This is a genomic window from Paenibacillus phyllosphaerae (genome assembly GCF_014192105.1).
GTDB lineage: Bacteria > Bacillota > Bacilli > Paenibacillales > Paenibacillaceae > Paenibacillus_Z > Paenibacillus_Z phyllosphaerae.
In genome coordinates, this window is sequence record NZ_JACHXK010000019.1 from 138,375 (window position 1) to 160,456 (window position 22,082).

Genomic DNA, 22,082 nt, shown 5'->3' on the forward strand with positions numbered 1-22,082 from the left:
GCGTTATGCGCCTCGGTTGAGTTCCATGAGAAGAGAACGGAGTTCGCTCAAATGGTAGATAACGTGAGGATGCGCGGCACCCCCCTGCGGCCATTGCATGAATCCTTCCAGCCAGACGGCACGCAGACCTGCCGCGTTGGCGCCTTGGATATCGTTAATCGGATGATCGCCGATATAGATCGACTCCTCCGGCGTCAGCCCGAGCCGTTCCAGCGCTATCGCGTAGATGGCCGGCTGTGGCTTTTTCACCCCGACATCGTCGGATACGATAAGCGCATCGAAATAATGTCGTATCCCGGCCCGATCGATCTTGCCATGCTGCGATCCGCTGGATCCATTCGTAATTAACCCAAGGCGATACCCGTCATTGCGCAGCGCTTCGAGTATATCCAGCGCCCCGTCCATATGTACCGTGAAGCTCGAGAACTGCGTAAACCAGGTTTGGAGCAGCTGCTCTACAGTCGTCGCAGCATCCTTCAACGGCAGCGTGTCGCGAAGCTCCGTATACAACTCCTTCTTGCTGCGGTAACCGTTCTGATCCGCGCGGATCATCGATGCAACATAGGCCTCAAGCTCATCGTCGTTGTTCACATGGGCATACTGTTCGATCAGGTATCGCGCATACCGTTCGAATGCCTGCTTCCGGTTCAATAAGGTATTGTCCAAGTCAAACAATACGCCGCGAATCGCCACTGTCTCTCCTCCTTTAATCTCGAGTGGGAATATGTGTAAGTTACATAATCTTACAAGAAATAAACCATTATAACCATAATTATCGTCTTATTCATGGGCATGCAGCTCGTAGAGGCTTGACTTGGCAGCATTGCCATTAAAATGTTCACAAACTTGCTTTCTTTCCGTAAGCCAATAACCGATAGATATGATATGATTATAGGATGTTTTGACGAAATTTCTTGCAACTCATATTGATCTTAACGATGGAGGAACGCTAGGAGCTATGCACGATCAAGACCACAAATCCAATTCAACCCCTAACACGAATCCGGCTGCGCCTATCCCCCAATTGAAGGGTAAAGGCAAGATGTGGCGCAAAGTGATCATTTCCGTCGCGATCGCGTCCACTACCTTTCTGATAGGTACGGGCGCATATGCTGGCTATCTGTATTACAAAGCGAACCAGACTTTGGACAATATTTCGGTACCTGAGACAACGACGACGGGTCCCGTCACGGACTCGATCACGCCTGTTGCACAGGAAGAGCCTCAGATCGACAGGCCTATCTCCTTCCTGCTGTCCGGCGTCGATAACCGGGAAGGCAGCGGCGGTACCATGAATTCCGACGTGCTGATGCTGGCCAGCTACGATCCGGCGACCAAGTCGGCTTCGCTTCTGTCCATCCCGCGCGACTTGAAGGTAGCCTCGGACGATCACGGCACCCATAAGGCGAATTATTATTTTGCCTATTATTATAATAAGGACAAAGATACCGTAATCCCGAACATGAAGGAGTTCTACGGCGATCTGATGCAGACCCCGATCGATTACATGGTCGTCATCGATTTCGAAGGCTTGCGCGATATTGTAGACGCGCTGGGCGGCCTCGATCTCTATGTCGATATGGATATGCGTTACACGGATTCCGCGGACGGCACGAATATCGACCTGAAGCAAGGCCAACAGCAGCTCAATGGCAAGCAGGTGCTCGATTTCGTCCGCTATCGCAAGTCGAATCACGGTACGCAGGAATCCTCCGATACGGCCCGCAACGAACGTCAGCAGCAAGTATTGGGCCAGCTCATGGAGAAGATGAGTTCCCTATCCGGCATTACGCAGTGGGGTAAAATCCTCGATATCGTCGGCGACCACATCAAGACCGACATCGAGAAAGACAAACTCGTCGATTGGATCATCCATTATCGATCCATGAAGCCGCAGTCGGTCGAACTGATGGGATTCGAAGGCATCTGGGACAGTCCGTATATCTACGTCTCCGAATCGGAACTCGAGACGAAGCTCGAGAAAGTGCGCGGCAAGCTGAACCTTGCGCCGCTCGATACGGATGATTTGCACGACCATCTGGGGACGCGCAAGACAGAGGACGATGTAGCGTCTTCGCAGTAATCGCAGTCACTTTACAAATGCACGAAGCCTCAGCAGCCCGCTTAATGGGCCGCTGAGGCTTTTTCATATGCTTGCTTATGACACGTAGCCTACTGTTCGTCCCCGCGCCGCCATAGCAGCTGTCGGTCTTCGTCGATCAGGAAGCCGAATTTATGATAGAAGTGTCGGAGCCTTGCCTCATGCTCCTCCGTACCGGCGTCCTGCATCCGCCCGTCGATGTAATCGATCTTGTTGTCCCTTGCGGTGCGCAGCAGCTGATTCATCATCAGCGTACCGAAGCCTTGATTAATCTTATCGCCGAGAATGCGGATATATTGAATTTTGTATGCGTTCTCATCTCTTTTCTGCTGAACGTACATCGCCAGGTCGTTTATGTATCTTCGGGTCGCGGTGCCGGACTCATGGACGATTCGGGCAAACAGATGCAAACCATTGTCCGTATAGAGGATGACCGTCTTCCCATCCTTGGATTGCGTAACGTCCACTACTCTGCAACCGTCATGATGAATCGAATCCACTTGAGCGCGTGTAATATGCTCCATGAGCCGCCTCCTGTAGCGATGGAATGGGATTGCTTGCGTCGTGCTTTTATTACAGGTATATGGCGGCATGTATTGAAAAGATGACGCGAATTTACAATTCCTCATTCCAGCGACCATTCCTGAGCACGCAAATAAGCCTCCTCACCCCATATGGGCAAGGAAGCTTATCGCGTACTTCTTATCACTCAACGGTTAACGAAGCTGGCTAAGGTCAAACACTGGCACCAAGCCTTCGCGCGCGGCACGCCCGAGAAGCGCTTCAATCGCCGCATAGCCGTCATCGCCCAAATCCGCGGTGAACGAATTGACGTATAACTCGATATGCTGCTTCGCTACATCCGTGGACATCTCCTGCGCATGTTCCATCACATAGCCTTGAGATAGCTCAACATGCGTCCATGCATAGTCTACGGAAGCGCGGATCCACTGGGATATTTCCTCATGATTGTCAAGCGAGCGCTTGGCAATAATAGCCCCAAGCGGAATCGGCAGGCCCGTATCGGACTCCCACCAGCTACCAAGATCGGTCATCAGGGTCAGGCCGTATTCCGGGTAAGTGAAGCGCGCTTCGTGAATGACAAGACCGGCATCGATCAACCCGTCGCGAACGGCAGGCATAATCTCATGGAATGGCATGACGATGATCTCGCCCACGCCTCCCGGAACCTGTTGCGCTGCCCATAGACGGAACAGCAGATAGGCCGTCGAGCGATCGCTAGGTACAGCTACCCTTTTGCCTGCCAGCGTCTTAGGGTCGTCGGTTCCGCCCTTGGTCAGTACGAGCGGTCCGCAGCCGCGGCCGAGCGCTCCGCCGCACGGGAGCAGACGGTATTGATCGAGCACCCATGGCAACGCCGCATAAGAAATTTTCATCACGTCGAGACCGTCCGGTCCGGTTGCCAGCCGGTTCGTAATATCAATATCGGCGTAGGTTACATCGAACTTCGGCGCGCCTGGGATCAAACCATGAACCAGCGCATGGAATACGAATGTATCATTCGGACATGGCGAGAATGCTATATCCATATTAGACCACCTCCACGAGTACTTTGCTTGCAGCTTCCAGCGCCATAAGCGCGTCTTTGATCCGCCAGTCCTCGCGATTACGAGGCCCGACCGCATTGGAGATCGCGCGGATTTCGATAAAAGGCGTAGCGAACAGCTTGGCAGCCGTCGCGGCGCCAAAGCCCTCCATCGCTTCGGCGGCAGCGCCTGGGACGAGCGTCTCCAGCTTGCTTGCCGTGCTTGCCGTACCGGTAACCGTCGTAACCGTCACGATCGGCGCAACGATCGATGTTATTCCCGCTTGCCCCAGCTTCATCTGCCAAGAATCGGATAGCTGACTTTCGGTCTGTATCCGGGCCGAACCGAAGCCCAGTTCATCGATCAACACGAAGCCGTCGGCCGTCTCGGCTCCGAGGTCAGCCGCCACGCACTCGCTTGCGATTACAAGCGTGCCGATATCGGCTTGTCCCGCGAATCCGCCGCCGATTCCCGCGTTGATCACCAGCCGGTACGAACCATTGGCCAGCGCCGCGGCTGTTCCTGCCGCCGCCGATGCGGAACCGACGCCGACAACAGCCACCTCGAATCGCTCCGTGTCCCCGATTCCCCTTCGAATCGCTTCCCGTTCCGCTTCCACGGAAGTTACAATAAGAATTCGTTCATTCACTGCCATTGTAGTCAGGACTCCTTTGATGACGTAGTACACCTATTGGAATGTATAAGATTCTCCCTAATACTTCGACCTCTAAAGTTTACATCACCGAAGTAAGAGACTCAACTTTCTATATTAAGTTTCCTAACAATGTACCCTTCAGGAATACGAAAAGCCGGGCATAGCTTGTCTGATTCACAAGCATTCCCGGCACCTTCTTACGCATTAGCTCTGATTCTGGCACTGATCGCAGACGCCATAGATCTCGAATCGGTGATTCAGAATTTTATAGTTACCCGGTAGCTCCAGCGACTGCTCCATTGGGCAATAATCGAACGTCATCGTCTTCTCGCAATTGACGCAGATCAAATGATGGTGATGATGGGATAAGCAGCTGCCTTTGAACTTCAAGCCGCCCTCCATAAAATAAAATTGCTCCAGCACGCCCATCTCGCTTAACATCCGAAGATTCCGATAGACCGTATCGAAGCTGACGCTCGGATATTCGGCGCTCATCTGGTCATAGACGTCCTTCGGCGATAAGTAGCCGTCCTGTTCCGCAAAAATCTTGGCCAGCGTCTTGCGCTGCTCCGTAATGCGCCAGCCATTCCTGGACATGGTCGCGAGCATATCCTCGACCAAATGGTTATGGCGATGTGAATGGGCATGATCATGATTATCCGCCATCTCGAAATTCGCTTCCTTTCCCCTTGCCGCTGCTGTCCGTACTATGCGACTGCCTGTTTGCTTCTCCCATTTTATCAGCTAGCTCGACATTTCGCCATCTTGACAGCACATTTTTGTCCATCTTCGACGGCGTTAGCCTCGATCCCATAACCACATGCCGATGAAAAATACGATCGAACAGCAAGCCAGCACATAGTCCCGCCGCTGCCAACGCTGCGTCTTGCGGATAATCGGATAGGGTCGACGGCCGACGCCTCGGCTTTCTAACGCGGCTGCGGCATCTTCCGCTACCCGGAACAACGCGAGCATGAACGGCAATGCGGTGTCACGGATTCGTCCAGGCGCTTGGCGCCACGTTAATCGGGACTGCTTGCCTCTAGCGGCGGCGAGCTTGTCGAATCGTTCCCACTCCGCGATGAAGACCGGAACGAAGCGGAGCAGCAGCGTAACGATCAGGATCAGGTTTTGCGCCCAACGGGATAATCGTCCCTTGTATGCAAGCAGTTGCTCCAGTGACTTCCGCAAGCGAAGCGGCGTAATAATGAGCGGCAAGCCGAATCCGATAAGCATCGCAAGCCACGGTTTCGTGAGCGAGCGTATCGTGCCCGTGAACGAAGACCAGTCCCATGAGACCGCCGAATTGGAAAATTGCAGACCGGCGAAGACAGCGGTTATGAGCGTGAATAAAGTGATGCTCTGAATCGGCGCGCGCCAACGGGCGAGCGGGATCCGGCCGATAACAAGCACCAATACAGTAGCTAGCGCCCCGATCGCGATGCCCGACCACTTCCCTTGCAGCATGATGCCGGCGGACATGAGCACGTATCCCGCCCAGACCGATTTGGGATCGAATGCCGTTAGCGGCGAAGACTGCGTGTCCACGCGATGTCGGTTTGGAGAATGCGCTTCCTGGGTCAAGGTGGTGACGGCGGTCGGGATCAAGCTTGCCGCCTGCTCCGTTACACTGCATTCCGCTCGCTGTCCGTTCAGTCCACCCGCCAATGAGATCGGATCCCATACGGCTTCTGCAGGGACGCCGGACCTGTACATGGCGTGAGCAAACTGAAGCCATTCGGGCACAGCCATACCCGCTTCCTGCAAATGCTCCGGATGCGCCAACAAGTCAAGCTTGCTGCACATCCGCAGTGATCCGTCCAACCGCATGACTAAAATCTGATCGGCTAGCGGCAGCGACCAATCCGTATCGTGCGAAATTAAGAATATGCCTTGACCTGCTTCGCGGCAGCCGGACAAGGAGGAGCTGAGCAGTTCATGCGCCTTAGCGTCCAATCCCGCGGTCGGCTCGTCCAGGAAGAGCCATGAAGTCGGTGCAGCCAATGCGCATGCCAGCGCCGCTCTCCGGCGCTCGCCTCCGCTTATTTGCAGCGGAATTCGGCCCATCCAGCCTGCATCGAATCCGACTGCCGTCAACGCGTTTAACATGCGGGCTTCCTTGTCCTCCTGGTTCAGCGGGTAAGGCTTCAATGTACGGACGAGCTCATCTCGAACGGACCGCATCGTCAATTGATCTTCGGCGGACTGGCCGGCATAGGCGTATGCACGCAATGCCGTCTCATTCAATACCCGGCCGCGGCCACTAACCAACCACAGCGGCGCTTGTCCATAACGAACTTCTACTCCCTCGGCGGCGCGAAGCCCGGCTATTTTATCCATCAGGCTCGTTTTGCCGGATCCGTTCGCGCCGATTAGAACGGTAATCGTTCCGCACGGAAGCTGCAGCCCATTCAGCTTCTCGCCATTCCTTTCGACCGTTAATCCATGGATGTCTAAATCTTCACCTAGTGCGGACGTCATCCCAACGCTCCCCTCCACTCCGTCATGGACATGGGAAGCGGATAAGCAAGCTTATTCTGCCGGAACATCTCCATCGCGACGGCTGCCATATACGGCAGCCTCAAGCCGCATGCCAGGCATGGGGACACGCCATCGCCAGTCCCATAGAGGAATTGCCTCGTCTCCCCGTCATATGCAATGCGCCCATGATGCATAGCAATCACCCGGCGATCCGGTTCCAGTTCCTCGAGACGCTGCGTTACCCATACGATCGCGGTTCCTTCACGATGAAGCTCGAACGCCACTTCGCGTACTAGCTCTCGGGCATGATCATCCAACATGGAAGTCGCCTCGTCCAAGACAATAAGCGGAGCGTTGCCGGCAACGGCAGCCGCTACCGCTGTCAACTGACGCTGGCCGCCCGATAGATGCTCCCACGGCTCATCGGCCAATGCAGCAAGCCGAAACCGGTGCAGTACGGCTGCCGCCTGCCTTTCGACCTCATCAGGCGCAAGGCCAAGCCATTCCAGTACGAACGACAGCTCCTCGCGCGGCGTCTGCCCGAACAATTGGCTGTCCGGCTGCTGCATCACATAAGGTGCGGGGAACTCACCTGCGAAGCCGCGATCGATCACGCCATGCACGCCCTCCATGCTTAAGCCGGCCAACAAGCGTGCCAGCGTGGATTTTCCGCTGCCGTTAATGCCGGCCAGATAGACCCATTCCCCTCGCGTTATAGCAAGCTGGTTGATGTCGAGGCGGCTTGCCACGGCGCTCTCGCGATCGTTACCGCTTATAACCTTGACGCCTTCAAGGCATATCGCAGAATCTATGTTGGTGTTAGCTTGAGTAACATTCATTCCAAAATTCCCTCTTCCCAAGTTGTGAAGACCATGATAGAATCCGAATTGTTAACCATTAACCAAATAATAGGTTAACATTCGAAAGGAGATTTGACAATGTCAACCTCGTCATCACCATCGTACACAACGGCGAATCGCTCCGTCTACAGCATTCGAGGGATTGTATTCACTGCGCTGTTCGCGGCCGTATTCATCGCGTTCAGCTGGCTGCGCGTGCCGCTCGGCTTCACTGCCGTTCCGATCACGCTGCAGACGCTTGCAATTATGCTGGCAGGCGGCCTACTCGGCGCGTTCTACGGTTTTTGGAGCATCGCGATCGTCGTCTTGTTAACCGCGACGGGTCTGCCGCTCTTCCACGGTAACGGCGGTATATCCTTGCTGCTCGGCAAGACGGGCGGCTTCATCTGGATGTATCCCTTCGCGGCCCTGTTTATCGGATTCGTAAGCGATCGCTTGTTCCGGAACGGATCGAAATTCAATCTTACGAAATACATAACGTTATTCGCCGCTCTTATGGTATTCGGCGTTGCGCTGGTCTACGTGACAGGCGTGCCGTGGTACGCGCATACGAGCGACAATATGTCTTTGCAGCAGGCGCTTGTGGGCGCATGTTATCCATTCCTGCCGGGCGATACCGTCAAAGCCGTCGTGGCTTTGATCCTGATCCCGATTCTGCGCCCGCTTCTGCCCAAGCTTCGCCCGTAAGACAAACAAGGCTGCCCTAGTCGGCAGCCTTGTTCTGCGTATTGTGCGTTACTACTCTCGTCATAACCGCTTAGTCTTGCTTCGGTTTCCGAGCTGCTTCAGCACGATTCATATACCCATCGTAACGATCATCCACTTCTTTGGCCATCTCCCGGAACTTGGCCGTCTCCTCTACGATCGGATCGTAATCGGCTTGGATCCGCACCTCATATTTGGGCGACAGCTTGTCCTTCGTAAGCTCTGCCTGATCCGTGCCGTCCTTCATAGGACCGTGCTCCAATTGTTCAGCCAATTCCTGCTCCAGCTTATGATCCTTCTCCTGACTCATCTTCTTTCCGCCTTTCCCTCATGAACGCGTAATTTGAGCTTGCGAGTCCCTGCGCCAATCCCGAACGCCATTGTCTTCGATGATGCCGAGCGTGACATCCGTTATATCCGGAGTTGCGAGCAATTGATCCCGTACACGGAACTTAATATCGTCCGCTACCGCCAAAGTTAAACCTTTGCGAAGCTCGATATAGCCGTCCACGTGATAGAAGCGCCCTTCCTGCGTAATACGCAGTTTATTGATATCCGTCACGTCGGGAGCGTTCAGAATGACGGAAGCCACTTTATCTTCGATCGCTTGGGGTGCGGCTACGCCGATCAGTCCGACCATGTTGTCATAGCCAACCTTGAATGCAACGCCGACCATCAGGATTCCGATAATAATGGTAGCTATCCCGTCGAATAACTGGAACGAACTGAACTCCGCGACCACAACCGCGATGAGGGCAAGAAGCGCTCCGCTAGTCGCCACAACGTCTTCGTAGAAAACAAGACGGGTCGGCGGCGCGGCCCGCCCGACATTTTTAAGCGCAGCGCTGAACAGCGAGCCGGATTGCTGGGTATGGGTTTCGCGGACGATCTCCTTCATCGCCTTAATAAGCACGAAACCGTCTACGCCGATCGCAACTACTAGTACCGCGAAATTCAGCCAGAAGTTGGACGCGTGCGCGGGATGCTGCAGCAGGTGAAAGCCTTCGAGCACCGTCTCATAAGCCATAATCGTCACCACGATTACTGCGATCATGCAAAAAATATTAATGACGCGCCCGAAGCCGGTTGGGAACCGGGCCGTCGGTTTGCGTTCCGCAAGCACGCTGCCGCCGAAGACGAAGGCTTGATTGACGGCATCCGCGACCGAATGCATCGCAGAGGCGAACATAGCCCCGCTGCCGCTCACTGCGGCCGCGATTCCTTTGAGAATGGCGAGGCCAGTGTTGCCCAGCGCTGCTGTTGCGGAGGATGTGTTGCCTTTCTTGATCATTGCCCATAACGAGGGCTTGTGTGCGGTTTGCTCCATGGCCATTGACCTTCCCTCCCTGATCCTTGTTCATGCCCCGAGGTAAACCCGTTATCGCGGTCAACGCGTCGTAGTCGCGCTTCACTCCGGGGAACGATACGCATCTTCTATCTCAAGACAAATAGGGTAACTCTCTACCGTCATAGAGATTTACCCTATTTATTACACCGACTCGTCTTAATCGACACGTATTTTAAGATGGCCTCAGGTCGAGGATCCTATTCTCTCAAACGCCATCATATTGCTCTCTATCGTCAAACTTGGGATTGCTGAGCTTCTGCTGCTTGGCGAATCTTGCCCTCGATGAAGCTGCGGGTTTGCTCCATCTGGGAGATGGCCGCTTCCTCCATAATAATCGGCACATCCAGACCGAGATCGACCAGATGCTTGGCGTAGCGGTCATAGTTCATCTGTCCGAAACCCGCCGGCGTCGCAAGCAATTGTCCATTGTCGGACCAGAGACGGTCTTTGGCGTGGCAGGCAATGATCCGGCTGCCCAGCAAGCGGAACGCTTCATCGATCACCTCATCCTGGTTGTTGAAGTTTGTCTCGTTCATTAGGTTGCCAGGGTCAAGCACGACGCCGATATGCGGAGAGCCCACCTCCCGGAGCATCTGATCCAGCTGTTGCGCGTTCCCGACCAAGTGCCGATCCGCGGCTTCCAAGCCTACTTTGACGCCATAGCGGCCCGCTTCCTCCGCCAGCTCGGCAAGCGTGCTTCGCATGACGGACCAATCCGCATCCGTGTAATCCTGCCCCGGATTGACCCCGGTCTCGAAGGCAACGATGCCGCAGCCGAAATCAGGCGCAAAACGAAGCAACTCCTTAAATCGGGCAATGTTCACCTTCCGCTGCTCCTCATTGCGATCGAACATATGCAGGTAACAGCCGAGTATCGCAACTTGGACATTCTCGGCCGCGAAAGCATCCCGGACCGATTGCGCGGCTTCAGCCGTTAACTGGCCGGGCGCGCTGCTGTCAACGTCGCTGATCGCTTTCCATACGGCTAGCTGCACATGGTTATATCCTGCGGCGCCAATCTGCCTGGCTAGCTCCCGATGCGGCAGACAGCCGAAGAGATGAGCAAGTACGCCTGTTTTCATCGTTAAGTTCCACTCCCTTATTTGCGCTCATGGCGAATTAAAACGCTGATCGACTCTATGTCCATTATAACGGGGAATTGTCCTGGGCGAGAAAATAATTGATGAGGTGCCGGATTTTTGAACAGTAATAGCTGAATTATGAACAGCCGAAAGTTCAGGAACGATACGATCAGCATCGAAATGGCCTTCATCAAACAATAGTATAATGTTCGGTTTTTATAGAATCATATGCATTATACTTCTTGATATAATGGATTATCACTTAAATAGACGAATGTTCTCAAGGTTTATCGTTGACACGTTCGCCATATTAGGCTAAACTCAAACATGCAGCAAGCTCATATCGACTGTTCGTATAACCTCGGAGATAAGGTCCGAGGGTCTCTACAAGGAACCACAAATTCCTGGCTACGAACGGGTTGCCCTTCGCATACCCGTTACGCGCCAGGTTTTTTTGTGCTGTTTTACCTAGCCATTGGTGATATGCGTGAAGGAACAATAGACCCACACAACCATTGCTATGGAGGACGATGAACAGTGAGTAAATATGATGTAATCGTAGTTGGGGCCGGTCCTGCCGGAATTTTCGCATGTTATGAATTGACGTTGAAAGCGCCTCATCTGAAGGTACTACTCGTAGATAAGGGTCATGACATCTATCGGAGAAGCTGCCCGATTCTCGAGGAGAAGATCACGCTCTGTCCTCCTCCTGCGGGCAAGAAGGATTTCGCAGGGTGTCTGCCCGCTTGCTCGATTACGGCAGGTTTTGGCGGCGCAGGTGCCTATAGCGACGGCAAATTCAACATTACAACGGAATTCGGCGGCTGGTTAACCGATTATCTCGCCCCTTCCAAAGTATTGGAGCTCATCCAATATGTCGACCATATCAATCTCGAGCACGGCGCTACGCCGAACATTACCGACCCGACGACGGAAACGATCCGGAATATCGAACAACGCGGATATGCGGCCGGACTGAAGCTGCTGCGCGCGCAAGTACGCCATCTGGGCACGGAGCAGAACCTGGAAATTCTCAAATCAATCTTCGAATATTTGAAGACCCGTATCGACATGGCCTTTAAGACGGAAGTCGAAGACATCGTGACGGTGAAAGAAGACGGCGCGCTCCGCATTACCGGCATTCAGCTGAAGAACGGCGAGATCTATGAAGCGAATCGCGTTATGATCGCTCCCGGCCGCGACGGCTCCGCTTGGCTCACCGCCGTGCTGAAGAAGCGCCGGCTTAAGATGTACAACAACCAAGTCGACGTCGGCGTGCGCGTAGAGACGTCCGATGTCGTGATGCGCGAGATCAACGAGCATCTGTATGAAGGCAAATTCATCTTCAACACGTCGGTCGGCACGCGCGTTCGTACCTTCTGCAGCAATCCGTCGGGACACGTCGTCGTCGAGAACCATAGCGGCGTTATGGCGGCCAACGGGCATTCCTACAAGGACCCTGCACTCGGTTCCAAGAATACGAACTTCGCCCTGCTCGTCTCGCACAAATTCACCGAGCCGTTCGATAAGCCGAACGAATATGCGCGCGAGATCTGCAAGCGGGCGAATGACCTGTCGAGCGGCGGCGTAATCGTGCAGAAGTACGGCGATATCATCCGCGGCCGCCGCTCCACGGAGAGCCGGATCCGCGAAGGGTTCCTGGAGCCGACTTTGAAAGAAGCGGTGCCGGGCGATCTTGGTCTGGTGCTTCCGTACAACACGATGAAGAGCTTAATCGAGATGGTCGAAGCCCTGGAGAAGGTGACCCCGGGTATCGCTTCCGAGCACACGCTCTTCTATGGCGTAGAAGCCAAATTCTATTCCGCCCGGCCGAAGCTGACCGAGTCCCTCGAGACCGAGATTAAAGGTCTGTATTGCGGCGGCGACGGTGCCGGCATCACGCGAGGTCTCGCGCAGGCAGGCGCTGCTGGCGTCTGGATTGCCCAGAGCATCTTGGCTGCTCAATAAAAAAATAAGGGCTGAACCTTCCATCCTGACGATGGTTGATTCAGCCCTCTTCGTATTAGTTATTGACGAATGCCAGGTTATAGCAACGCCGGCAGACCGGCTTATAATCTTCATTGCCGCCGATATGGATTTGCTCGCCCTCGTTCACGGGCTGTCCGTCGCGGTAGCGGATGACCATCGTGGCTTTGCGGTCGCAATGCCAGCAGATCGTCTTGATCTCTTCGATTTTGTCCGCCTGCACGAGAAGATAGTAGCTGCCCTCGAACAGTTGGTTCTGAAAATCATTCTTGAGCCCGAACGCCATCACCGGCACGTTAAGCTCGTCCACCACGCGCGTCAGCTCCAGCACATGGTGCTTCTTCAGGAATTGCGCTTCATCGATCAGCACGCAATAGATCTGCTTCTTCGCCGAATCCGGCTGATACGCCTTCACGCTCTCGAACAAGTCCGTATCGTCGTGCACCGGGATGGCCGGACGCTGGAAGCCTACCCGCGAGCCTACCTGCTCGGATCCGCTTCTCGTGTCGAGCGAAGGCGAGAAGATCAATACTTGCTTCCCCTGCTCTTCATAGTTATGAGCCACTTTAATAATCTCGAATGACTTGCCGCTGTTCATCGTGCCATACTTGTAATAAAGCTGAGCCAACTGTTACGCCCCCATGAAAAATGAAGTAGCGGAATGCTCGCCTTGCCGACGTTAACCGCCAGACTAGGACAGAGCAATCCGCCTCGATACGAGCTATTATACCTCAAGTCTATCCTGTGCGCACTTGAATTTTACGCTTCCCGCATATAGAGCGCGATTAAGGCGCCCGTATTGACGATGGCATCGGCATGCGTGCGCTCCATGCTGTGGGAAGCATGCACCCCTGGACCGATTAACGCCGCGCGGATATTGCTGCCCCCATGCAGCGCAGCCGAGGCATCCGAGCCATAGTGCGGGTAAATATCGACCGCGTATGGAATTTGCGCTTTCCGGGCCAATTCAATCAGCTTCGTCGTCATATTGTAATCATACGGGCCGGAGGAGTCCTTGGCACAGATGGAGACATCGTATTCAGTGGCGGACAGATCGTCCCCGAGCGCGCCCATATCGATCGCCAGCATCTCCGTAATATCGGAAGGGATATGCGACGAGCCATGGCCCACTTCTTCATAAGTCGAAATAATGATCTTCACCGTGCGGCTCGGCTTCTTCCCTTCCCGCTTCAGCCACTCGAGCACGCCGAACAGCGCGGCCACGCTCGCTTTGTCATCCAGATGGCGAGACTTCACGAGTCCGTTCGGAAAAATGCGGGTACGCGGATCCCAAGAGATAAAGTCGCCCACCGCGATGCCGAGCTTCTCGACGTCTTCCTTCGACTTCACGACCTCGTCAATGCGAATTTCCATGTTCGCCTCTTCGCGCTTGAAGTCTCTCGCATCCGTATAGACATGGACGGAAGGCTTGGAAGACAGGACCGTTCCTTCGTAGCTTCTCCCGTCGCGCGTATGGATGCGGCAGTATTCCCCTTCCACCGAATGCATCATGTAGCCGCCTACGGGCGTAAAGCGGATCATGCCGCTTCCTTTGATCGACCGAACCATCGCGCCGAGCGTATCGACATGCGCGGACAGGCCGAGCGTCCCGCCTTCGGCAGACTCGCCCTCGATCGTAATGATGCCGTTGCCCTTAGGCGTCGAAGCAACGGTATAGCCGAGTTTAGCGGCTTCTTCCTCGACCACCTTCATCGCTTCCATGCAGTAACCGCTCGGGCTTGGCGTCTGCAGCAGCCGTTCTAATACGCCCAGTATGTAGGTTTTGTCTAAATTGGGTATCTCCCATGTATGCATTGCACGTTCCTCCAATTATAATAAGTCCGATAATTTGGGCTTCCGGAATCGAATATGAAGTTGTCCGTTCTGGATCGCGATATCGCTCACATGGATCAGCTTGGGCAACTGCTCGCCAAGCGGTATCGTGATGCGCTCGAACCGTTCGCTTGGAATAGGCAGCGACTTGACCTTCGCTTCCACGACGGTACCGATCAGATTCGGGTCTTGCCATTCGAACCTGTAGACGACTTTGACGCCGGCTGGAATCAACTTCTTATACATCACATGGACGTCAGCGAACAGCTCGTCACCCACAAGCTCGAAGTCCGCTCCGGTGATCTGAGTATCCGGACTGACATCCGAATGAGCCGTCAATGCGCGTTTGGCGAGATTATTCAGATCGCCGCTCGTTAGAATCAATTCCGTTGATTGCCGCTTCACCATGTCCAGCGCGCGTTCGAGCAGCGGAACTTGTTCATATGCCAAATTCAGCTCCTCGTCCGGAGCGATGTACCAGATCAGCCCGCCGCATGCGGCTAAGATGAAGATAATGAACGCCGCCGCAAGCTTCCAACCTTTTCGCATGAATTGACCACCTGCCTTCTTCAGGCATTTCTACCCTTCCATCATTATGGTACAACTTGCCGCTCCCGGTCAAACCGGTTCCAGCATTAAGACGGCGTCTGGTTCGCCTTAAGCTTGTCCTTGAAGAATAAGTACAAGATGCCAATCACGAGCGGCAGTCCTAATACGATCGGCAAGGATATTAACGGCCATTGGTGTGCCGTGAACTCCATCGCTCTCATATGATCAGCTACAATCCAGTACGCGAATGCGCCAAGAATCGCTCCGGTCGGAAGCAGCATGGGACGGTAGTCTTTTAAACCTAGCAATTTGGAAGCTGAGAGGGAAGCGCAGAACAGGCACATCATAACCTGAATTAAAGAGGAAGTCGCGAAAAAAGCGATCATGATCATTTCATACCGATGAAGGAATAACCCGATATGCGCGCTGCGTGCCAGTTGCATACACGCCACGATATATTGGCTCGTCGCTTCTGCCGACAAGACAGTCGACTCCATTATCGGCCACATCACGATCGATATGCCGGCGAGTCCCACGCTAACAGCGCTGACGCGCGCTAAGCGGGCGCTGCGCTTGACATGTGGCAGCAGCAACGCAATGAGCATGACCGCGAACGCCCAGTCCGTATCGAAGTGACGGCTGGCCCATAAAGTTGGCACAAGGCCGCTGTCCATCACCGGCAATATGTTACGAACGTCCATCTCGCGCACAGATCCGAAGAGCACGAGAATGTTCAAGGTAAGCATAGAGAACACGCCGACGAAGGCCATGCGACTCATTACCTCTAAACCATGGTAGGCACCATATAAGCCGACCATCAAGGCAGCCACGACGAACAGGATCGTCGGCGCTTCAGGCAGGAAGTAATCCATCAAATGATAAACGAATGTCACCATAACGGTTGCAAACGTGCCAAGAAAGAACAGAAATATCAGGACTGCAATCCCTTTGCCGGCCCAAGTCCCGATCAGCTTGCCTGCCATCTCCACCATGCTGAATTCCGGCGCATATTGCATCAACTTCGCCACGATATAAGCTACGGCTACGCCCTGAAGAATGCCCAGTACGGTCGACAACCACATATCCGAGTTTACTTCGCGTCCGATTATGCCCTGCGTGATGCCGATTGCTTTCGCATACATCACATTCATGATGAGCGCCATCAACATGCCGTTCGTTATTTGGACTTTAATGAGAGGCCATCTCCCTTCACAAAACGCTGAATTTTCAGCACAGGGCTCGATATTTTCGCATCTGCGCTGACGGTAATTTCAGCCTTCTCGAAATAGCGGTTCCATTCGGAGTGTATCTGCTTCCATTCGAGCGGATAGGTATTGTGAAAGACCTGGCCGATCTTCATAATATCCGACTTGTATTTCTTTTGTGCGGCCGAGGCGGTCTTCAGCACCTGATTCTCGAGCTTCTGCTTCAAGGCTAGCGTCATTTGGTCCTTGATTTCCGTGAATGGCTGTTCACAGCCCATCTCGACCAGATTGGCGTTAGCGGTTTGAGCCACTTGAACTTTCACTTGGTTGTTGACGAACCGCGTCTTAACGCGCTGCTCTAACGACTTGATCTCAAGCGTGGCGTGATTGTTCGAGTCGTCCGGGCAATTAATGACCATGATTTCCGAATCCACTTCCTCTATAAAAGGCAGCAGTCCCTTTGCCTCCGAGGGAGATAGCCATCCCTTCATTTTATCCCCTTCGAAAACCGCAGCGCCGGACAATACGACCTGATCCAGCGACCCGAATTGATCGGGATTCTTGTTCGATATCCCGCGCGGCCTCAGCTGAACTTTGGCAAGAACAGGCTCGGTTCCTTCCGCCAGGAATGACTCTTGCAGCCGCATCATATTCGTTCCCGGCGCTTCCGCGACAATCTGGTTATACCGGAACAGCTTATCGATCGCTTCGCCCGGGACGACCTCCATCCCGGTGATTGTAGCGATTACCTGGCCAGCCTCTTCCGGCGTAACGACCACCCAAGTCGTCATGCGCAGTTCATGATTGCGAGTGAAGAAATCGATCATATCGGCGATTCCTTTGCGGGCATAGCCTTCTCCTAGCACAATGACAAAATTGTGGGCCCAATAGACGCGCCTCGAAGAGAATCGGGCAAGGTTGCGGGCAGCTTCGAAGATGGTCCTCCCTGTCGCCTGAATGGAATAGATCGGTTCTCCGGTTCCGCCTGATGGGGCGCCTGTTTGTCCCCTTGCGTCAGCGGGACGCACGATCTGGACGCTAAGTTTGACATGATTATTCTCTCCGTTGTCGATTCCGACTGCAGTTACGATAGCCAGATCATTGATCTCTTGCTTCCCCAAACATCCTGACGACATGATGAGCATGAGCAAACTTACAGCCAGCAGCATCGTACGATTGATCATGTACATTTCTCCTTCTAAGCAGAAAATCCAACGCTCACAACCGTTGCCTGTCTAGCCTCGTTCCGGCCCGCCGCTCTGGCCGCCTGAAGGCTTGGGCATTGTATTCTTCCCCTGGCGACGTTGCTCCTTGGAGAAGGATGGCGGCCGTTTAATGCTCCACCACGGGAAGCGCAGCACGATATCCTTCTGATCCGAAGGCCGGAACGGCGCTGCAGGCGCCAAATACGATTCACCGAACGAACGGATCGATAAGGCGTGAATGACCACCATGAAAAATACAGCGGCAAACCCGAGCAGTCCGAGCATGCCCGATGCAATCAACAGCGGGAAACGGAGCAGCCGGATCGCAATAGAAGCGGAATAATTCGGAATCGCGAAGGAGGCGATGCCCGTTACCGCCACGACGATGACCATGAACGGGGACACCAAGCCGGCCTGTACGGCGGCTTGTCCGATAATGAGCGAGCCGACGATGCTAACCGCCTGACCGACTGGTTTCGGCATCCGGAGCCCCGCCTCGCGCATGAGCTCGAAGGCAAGCTCCATCATTATCGCCTCGACGAGCACGGGAAATGGAACGACTTCCCGGCCGGACGCTATCGTGAAGGCGAGCATGGACGGGATCATTTCCTGGTGGAATGAGACCAGCATTACATAGAGCGAAGGCAGCATTAAGCTGATCAAGAACGCAATGTAACGTACGATGCGGAAGAAGCTTCCTACCCAGTAACGGGAGTAGTAGTCGTCTGACGCCTGGAAGAACTGCCAGAAGAACGTCGGAAGCAGCAATACGAACGGCGTATTATCGACGAAGATCGCCACCCTGCCTTCGAGAAGCGCAGAGGCCACTTTGTCCGGCCGTTCCGTACTCGCAATCGTCGAGAAGACCGACAACGGCGCATCCTCGATAAGCTCCTCAATATAGCCGCTCTCCAGCACACCGTCGATATCGATTTTTTGCAAACGTTGTCTCACTTCTTCGACCAGTCCATCTTTGACCGTGCCTTTCATATACGCGATATTGATGTCCGTCCTCGTCTTGTTCCCGACGACCATCGCTTCCAAGCGGAACTGCGGATCCTTGATTCGCTTGCGTACGAGCGATGTATTCGTTCGAATGTTTTCGGTAAATCCATCGCGAGGCCCGCGGACGACCGTATCCGTCGCCGGTTCTGTAATACTGCGGGATTCCCAGGCCTTCGTCGTGATAAGCAGCCCTTCAGCGTAGCCATCAAGAAGAACCAAGGTCTCGCCGCTTAGAATACCGTTAATGCCATCGTCGAGCTTCGTAACGGTCCGGATTGAGCAATTGACCATGAGCTGTTGCTTGATCTGCTCGAATGAATCCAGCGACTGCTGCCAATTTCCATTGATCGCCTGGCCATATAACAAGAGCGTTTTGAGAATGAGCTGAATATCTGTATTGCTGACGAGGCCGTCAGTTAAGTAGCATATGCCATGTCGGTTGGAATCGGCATGAATCACGAATTCACGTCTTAATAAATCGGTGCTGAACTCCAGAATGCCATCAAGAGTCTCGGTATTATCCTGCAGCTGGCTGGTGAATACAGCGTCCTTCTTCTTCTGTTCGGTCATCTTTACCACCTATGCGAGCGCAATTTCTCCTTGTTATTTCCAATCGAGGGCAGTGCTATTCGGCGAGGCGGGGTAAGTTGGGAGCAATTGGGGATAGTAAGTAAGGTGGAATTGCAGGGAAAGGAGGCGTGTAGAGGATGTTCTACCACTGGTGGATTTACACGCATATCATCAATACAAGCTGGTTTATGTGGGGCATCGCTTGGACCTTGCTCGGCCTTAACTTCGCTATGCCGGTTATGATTTGGTACATAATGAGCAGCCGAAGTCCCTTTCGCCATGATGATGAAGCGTCCAAAAAATAAACCCGTGAACGCTAGGCTCACGGGGAAGTTAAAAACTATGATTTAACTCTGCGGACAGGAACGGAAACGACGGAATTATAATACCGGAAGAATGCGCACAACTGCTTAAATTTCCATATATAATCTTCGAAACTTCCACCGAGCTCTTCTGCCTTCTGATTAATTTCATAGGCATTCTTATACATGACTGCTAGCGTATCTTCTTCGGTCTTCGGTTTATGGAGATCCGTACCTCTCAGGATAAAGATGTCCGACATAATTTCGCCCATATAATAGGGAGCAATATTCACGATATTCCCTGGATTCGGATTAGGCTCTATATAGGCGAGTCCCGTATATTCGAACGGCAAGAACAGCAAGTGTGCGCCGCGCTCCTGATCTTTCCACGTGTAAGCTAGACCTTGATGCAATGCGCAAACATTGGGATGATTGATGAACTCGCCCTTTTTCAGCCGTTCAAAAAAGAATTCTAAATAAGGTTTCATGCTACCGGCCCTTTCGGATGATTTCGTCTGCTTACAACATTCTTCATATTTCGCTAAAATCCTTCAAGGTTCACCAGTTTCATCCCAATAACATTTTTCCAATAGAACGACTTAGACTATTTGCGATAAGCTTTTCGATGAAATGTGGTGATATGGCGGAACAAAGCTTCACCATCGGCAAGTATAGTGGACGGATCGAGGATGGCCTGCATCGCTTGGTATGGCTCAGGCACCCATATGTAATGATGAACGTAACTCGTCAGTTGGAAGCCGCAACGTTCCCAGAAACGAATGCGGGCCAGATTTTCGGGCGTAGGGTCCGCTTCCACCTCAATAATGATGGATTTCAAGCACTGATCCTGGCACCATAACTTGATCTGATCCATGAATAAGCTGCCGATGTGCTGGCCTCGCCGCTCCGCTTTCAACGTCAAATAATCGATAATGACGGACTCACGATCATGGGAATAACCCGAGAGCGACATCGCGATAACTTCATCGCCATCGATCAATAGCTGTACGAAGCAAAGTTTGCGTTTGAACATGCGGTGTATAATTGCATCGTTTTTGCCCCCGTGTTACCCGAAGGCCTCCCAATAGATTGCCCATGCGTTCGGCCACCAGATCTCGTCTTCTTCGACAAGCGTTCTAAATGTATATGTATTCATTCGCCATCACCTATGTAAGGAAAGAGCCATGATCATGTCATGGCTCTTCTTGAGATTAGCGCGTCGCTGGTTTCGCATGTTTCAGGATATAGCGAATGTCGGACGCGATTGTGCTTGCTTTTGCTTTAGCATTGTTGCCGCTTAGGCTTTTGTTCACGCGGTGAATAGCATCAATGGACTTCTGATCCGTTACCGTCATCGTTACTTGTCCGCCGTTGCCGCCAGTCAAGTTGCCATTGCCAGCCGCGGTGCCGCCTGTCGTCCCTGTACCGGTGCCTTTGTTGCCCTTACCCGCATAGATGACGAGGTTGCCCAGAACAAGCGCATCTTGATTCGTGGCGCCATTCATCGTCGTGCCGGTAGTCCCTCTGTTGGCGCCTGCACGGTTACCCATATCGGTTCCCAATGTGCCGAGCCCCGTTCCAGTCCCCGTGCCATTCATGCCATAACTGCGAGTTGTGTTTCGGCCGTTCTCACCAATCCCCGTCAAATCACGCGCAGCTTGGCCGAGGTTGTTGCCAATGTCCCGTGTCGCATTGACCGTCCCGCGGCCAACGTTACGTGCGGCGTCGCCCAGGTCACGGCCTGCCTGACGCATGTTGTCTCCTGCATTGTTCATGTCATTGCCATAACCGTTTCGCGCTCCATAACGCGTATTATTGCGGTTGTCCATGCCTGTCAGATCACGAGCAGCCTCGCCGATATCGTCACCTACATTACGTGTCGTATTGGCAATGCCTCGTCCTAAATCACGCGTGGCCTCACCAAGCGTACGACCGTTATCCATATTGTCACGCGTCGTTACGCCGTAGGAGCGATATCCGGTGCTTCTTGTCGTGTAGTTGCCGCCATTATAATTGTTGTTGTTGTCTACGTTGTGGGTAATCATTCGCCCACGACCGGTGTTCTTGGTTGTGACGTTGTTGTTATCATTCGTGTCATTCGCACAGCCCGTAAACAACATGGCAGTTAAAGAAAGACCACACGCTAACAAGCACGCTTTCTGATTCAAATGATATCCCTCCACCTTCATTTTTGGCTCTTGGACGAGCCTCAATTAGAATGTGCGTTTAGTGGAGGATTTACTGATTGTATCATTTAGCCGCTTAGGTTAAAACTTCAAGTGTACGCTGAGGCAAGAGGTGATCAAAAAAACAGAGCGTAGTTAACAAAAAAAAGACCACCCGTGTGGTCTCTGATCTTGATGGTGGTGCCGCCGAGAGGACTTGAACCCCCAACCTACTGATTACAAGTCAGTTGCTCTACCAGTTGAGCTACAGCGGCATATACAGTGTTTGCACACTGAAAACTGGATATGAAACTAACACCTTTAGCTGTGTTTTATCTTGTCCCTGGTTTTCACACCGGGGTCCGAAGATATTCCTCCGAAGCAAGCTTATGCTTCCGAAGTGAACATTCTCCGAATGTTCTTAGGATAAGCCCTCGACCGATTAGTATTCGTCAGCTGCATGCATTGCTGCACTTCCACCTC

At 53.3% G+C, this 22,082-nt stretch carries 23 protein-coding genes, 1 tRNA gene and 1 riboswitch; of the genes, 4 read left to right on the forward strand and 20 right to left on the reverse strand.

The genetic code is table 11. The annotated features are described in order from the left end of the window. Positions 1 to 3: 3 nt before the first annotated feature. Complete coding sequence (locus FHS18_RS27635; protein ID WP_183603620.1) at positions 4 to 693, reverse strand: HAD-IA family hydrolase; 690 nt, start codon at positions 691 to 693, stop codon at positions 4 to 6. Between the two features lie 265 nt (positions 694 to 958). Between FHS18_RS27635 and FHS18_RS27640 the strand changes: the two genes are divergently transcribed. Continuing rightward, positions 959 to 2,083 (forward strand): LCP family protein, encoded by a 1,125-nt coding sequence (locus tag FHS18_RS27640; protein ID WP_183603621.1) that lies wholly within the window; start codon positions 959 to 961, stop codon positions 2,081 to 2,083. Positions 2,084 to 2,172: 89 nt separating this feature from the next. Here FHS18_RS27640 and FHS18_RS27645 read toward each other — a convergent pair whose 3' ends face one another. From FHS18_RS27645 to FHS18_RS27670, 6 genes are all read right to left on the reverse strand, one after another. Continuing rightward, complete coding sequence (locus FHS18_RS27645; protein WP_183603622.1) at positions 2,173 to 2,625, reverse strand: GNAT family N-acetyltransferase; 453 nt, start codon at positions 2,623 to 2,625, stop codon at positions 2,173 to 2,175. Positions 2,626 to 2,817: 192 nt separating this feature from the next. Further along, the gene (locus FHS18_RS27650; RefSeq protein WP_183603623.1) at positions 2,818 to 3,651 is read right to left on the reverse strand and encodes a 1,4-dihydroxy-6-naphtoate synthase; all 834 of its coding nucleotides are present in this window, start codon (positions 3,649 to 3,651) and stop codon (positions 2,818 to 2,820) included. Between the two features lies 1 nt (position 3,652). Beyond that, complete coding sequence (locus FHS18_RS27655; protein WP_183603624.1) at positions 3,653 to 4,303, reverse strand: futalosine hydrolase; 651 nt, start codon at positions 4,301 to 4,303, stop codon at positions 3,653 to 3,655. Between the two features lie 204 nt (positions 4,304 to 4,507). Further along, entirely contained in the window at positions 4,508 to 4,969 is a 462-nt protein-coding gene (locus FHS18_RS27660) for a Fur family transcriptional regulator (protein ID WP_183603625.1), read from the reverse strand. A 132-nt stretch (positions 4,970 to 5,101) separates the two neighbouring features. Beyond that, positions 5,102 to 6,784 carry an ATP-binding cassette domain-containing protein gene (locus FHS18_RS27665; protein ID WP_183603626.1) on the reverse strand — a complete coding sequence of 561 codons (1,683 nt, stop codon included), beginning with the start codon at positions 6,782 to 6,784 and terminating at the stop codon, positions 5,102 to 5,104. Next, complete coding sequence (locus tag FHS18_RS27670; RefSeq protein WP_183603627.1) at positions 6,781 to 7,623, reverse strand: energy-coupling factor ABC transporter ATP-binding protein; 843 nt, start codon at positions 7,621 to 7,623, stop codon at positions 6,781 to 6,783. The genes FHS18_RS27665 and FHS18_RS27670 overlap by 4 nt, the downstream gene beginning before the upstream one ends. Positions 7,624 to 7,722: 99 nt before the next feature. Here FHS18_RS27670 and FHS18_RS27675 point away from each other — a divergent pair, with 99 nt between their 5' ends. After that, entirely contained in the window at positions 7,723 to 8,331 is a 609-nt protein-coding gene (locus FHS18_RS27675) for a biotin transporter BioY (RefSeq protein ID WP_183603628.1), read from the forward strand. Between the two features lie 70 nt (positions 8,332 to 8,401). Here the strand turns inward: FHS18_RS27675 and FHS18_RS27680 are convergent, their stop codons facing one another. The 3 genes from FHS18_RS27680 to FHS18_RS27690 form a co-directional block, all read right to left on the reverse strand. Then, on the reverse strand, positions 8,402 to 8,659 hold the full coding sequence (locus tag FHS18_RS27680; protein ID WP_183603629.1) for a hypothetical protein: 258 nt from the start codon (positions 8,657 to 8,659) through the stop codon (positions 8,402 to 8,404). 18 nt (positions 8,660 to 8,677) lie between these two features. Continuing rightward, positions 8,678 to 9,676: a cation diffusion facilitator family transporter gene (locus tag FHS18_RS27685; RefSeq protein WP_183603650.1), complete on the reverse strand. Its 999-nt coding sequence runs from the start codon at positions 9,674 to 9,676 to the stop codon at positions 8,678 to 8,680. 254 nt (positions 9,677 to 9,930) lie between these two features. Then, on the reverse strand, positions 9,931 to 10,779 hold the full coding sequence (locus tag FHS18_RS27690; RefSeq protein ID WP_183603630.1) for a sugar phosphate isomerase/epimerase family protein: 849 nt from the start codon (positions 10,777 to 10,779) through the stop codon (positions 9,931 to 9,933). Between the two features lie 331 nt (positions 10,780 to 11,110). Next, positions 11,111 to 11,210, forward strand: a riboswitch (purine riboswitch). Between the two features lie 106 nt (positions 11,211 to 11,316). On the opposite strand from FHS18_RS27690, the gene FHS18_RS27695 reads away from it, so the two are divergent. Next, positions 11,317 to 12,747: an FAD-dependent protein gene (locus tag FHS18_RS27695; protein WP_183603631.1), complete on the forward strand. Its 1,431-nt coding sequence runs from the start codon at positions 11,317 to 11,319 to the stop codon at positions 12,745 to 12,747. Between the two features lie 55 nt (positions 12,748 to 12,802). On the opposite strand, the gene FHS18_RS27700 is transcribed toward FHS18_RS27695, so the two are convergent. The 6 genes from FHS18_RS27700 to FHS18_RS27725 form a co-directional block, all read right to left on the reverse strand. Beyond that, on the reverse strand, positions 12,803 to 13,393 hold the full coding sequence (locus tag FHS18_RS27700) for a thymidine kinase (RefSeq protein WP_183603632.1): 591 nt from the start codon (positions 13,391 to 13,393) through the stop codon (positions 12,803 to 12,805). 131 nt (positions 13,394 to 13,524) lie between these two features. After that, positions 13,525 to 14,580: a M42 family metallopeptidase gene (locus FHS18_RS27705; protein ID WP_183603633.1), complete on the reverse strand. Its 1,056-nt coding sequence runs from the start codon at positions 14,578 to 14,580 to the stop codon at positions 13,525 to 13,527. A gap of 15 nt (positions 14,581 to 14,595) precedes the next feature. Continuing rightward, positions 14,596 to 15,147, reverse strand: a complete 552-nt coding sequence (locus tag FHS18_RS27710) for a hypothetical protein (RefSeq protein WP_183603634.1) — start codon at positions 15,145 to 15,147, stop codon at positions 14,596 to 14,598. An 86-nt stretch (positions 15,148 to 15,233) separates the two neighbouring features. Then, positions 15,234 to 16,298, reverse strand: coding sequence for a GerAB/ArcD/ProY family transporter (locus FHS18_RS27715; RefSeq protein ID WP_246427946.1), 1,065 nt, complete (start codon positions 16,296 to 16,298; stop codon positions 15,234 to 15,236). A 26-nt stretch (positions 16,299 to 16,324) separates the two neighbouring features. Continuing rightward, complete coding sequence (locus tag FHS18_RS27720; protein WP_221401486.1) at positions 16,325 to 17,536, reverse strand: Ger(x)C family spore germination protein; 1,212 nt, start codon at positions 17,534 to 17,536, stop codon at positions 16,325 to 16,327. 51 nt (positions 17,537 to 17,587) lie between these two features. Beyond that, a complete protein-coding gene (locus tag FHS18_RS27725) occupies positions 17,588 to 19,132 on the reverse strand; it encodes a spore germination protein (RefSeq protein ID WP_183603635.1) in 1,545 nt (514 codons plus the stop codon). Between the two features lie 137 nt (positions 19,133 to 19,269). Here FHS18_RS27725 and FHS18_RS27730 point away from each other — a divergent pair, with 137 nt between their 5' ends. Next, positions 19,270 to 19,437, forward strand: coding sequence for a hypothetical protein (locus FHS18_RS27730; protein WP_183603636.1), 168 nt, complete (start codon positions 19,270 to 19,272; stop codon positions 19,435 to 19,437). 35 nt (positions 19,438 to 19,472) lie between these two features. Here the strand turns inward: FHS18_RS27730 and FHS18_RS27735 are convergent, their stop codons facing one another. The 4 genes from FHS18_RS27735 to FHS18_RS27750 all read right to left on the reverse strand — a co-directional run bounded on the left by FHS18_RS27735 (position 19,473) and on the right by FHS18_RS27750 (position 21,874). Beyond that, the gene (locus FHS18_RS27735; RefSeq protein WP_246427947.1) at positions 19,473 to 19,922 is read right to left on the reverse strand and encodes a hypothetical protein; all 450 of its coding nucleotides are present in this window, start codon (positions 19,920 to 19,922) and stop codon (positions 19,473 to 19,475) included. A 116-nt stretch (positions 19,923 to 20,038) separates the two neighbouring features. Continuing rightward, positions 20,039 to 20,467: a GNAT family N-acetyltransferase gene (locus tag FHS18_RS27740; RefSeq protein WP_183603637.1), complete on the reverse strand. Its 429-nt coding sequence runs from the start codon at positions 20,465 to 20,467 to the stop codon at positions 20,039 to 20,041. 178 nt (positions 20,468 to 20,645) lie between these two features. Continuing rightward, entirely contained in the window at positions 20,646 to 21,602 is a 957-nt protein-coding gene (locus FHS18_RS27745) for a hypothetical protein (protein WP_183603638.1), read from the reverse strand. Positions 21,603 to 21,798: 196 nt separating this feature from the next. Then, a tRNA-Thr gene (locus FHS18_RS27750) sits at positions 21,799 to 21,874 on the reverse strand. Positions 21,875 to 22,082 lie beyond the last annotated feature (208 nt).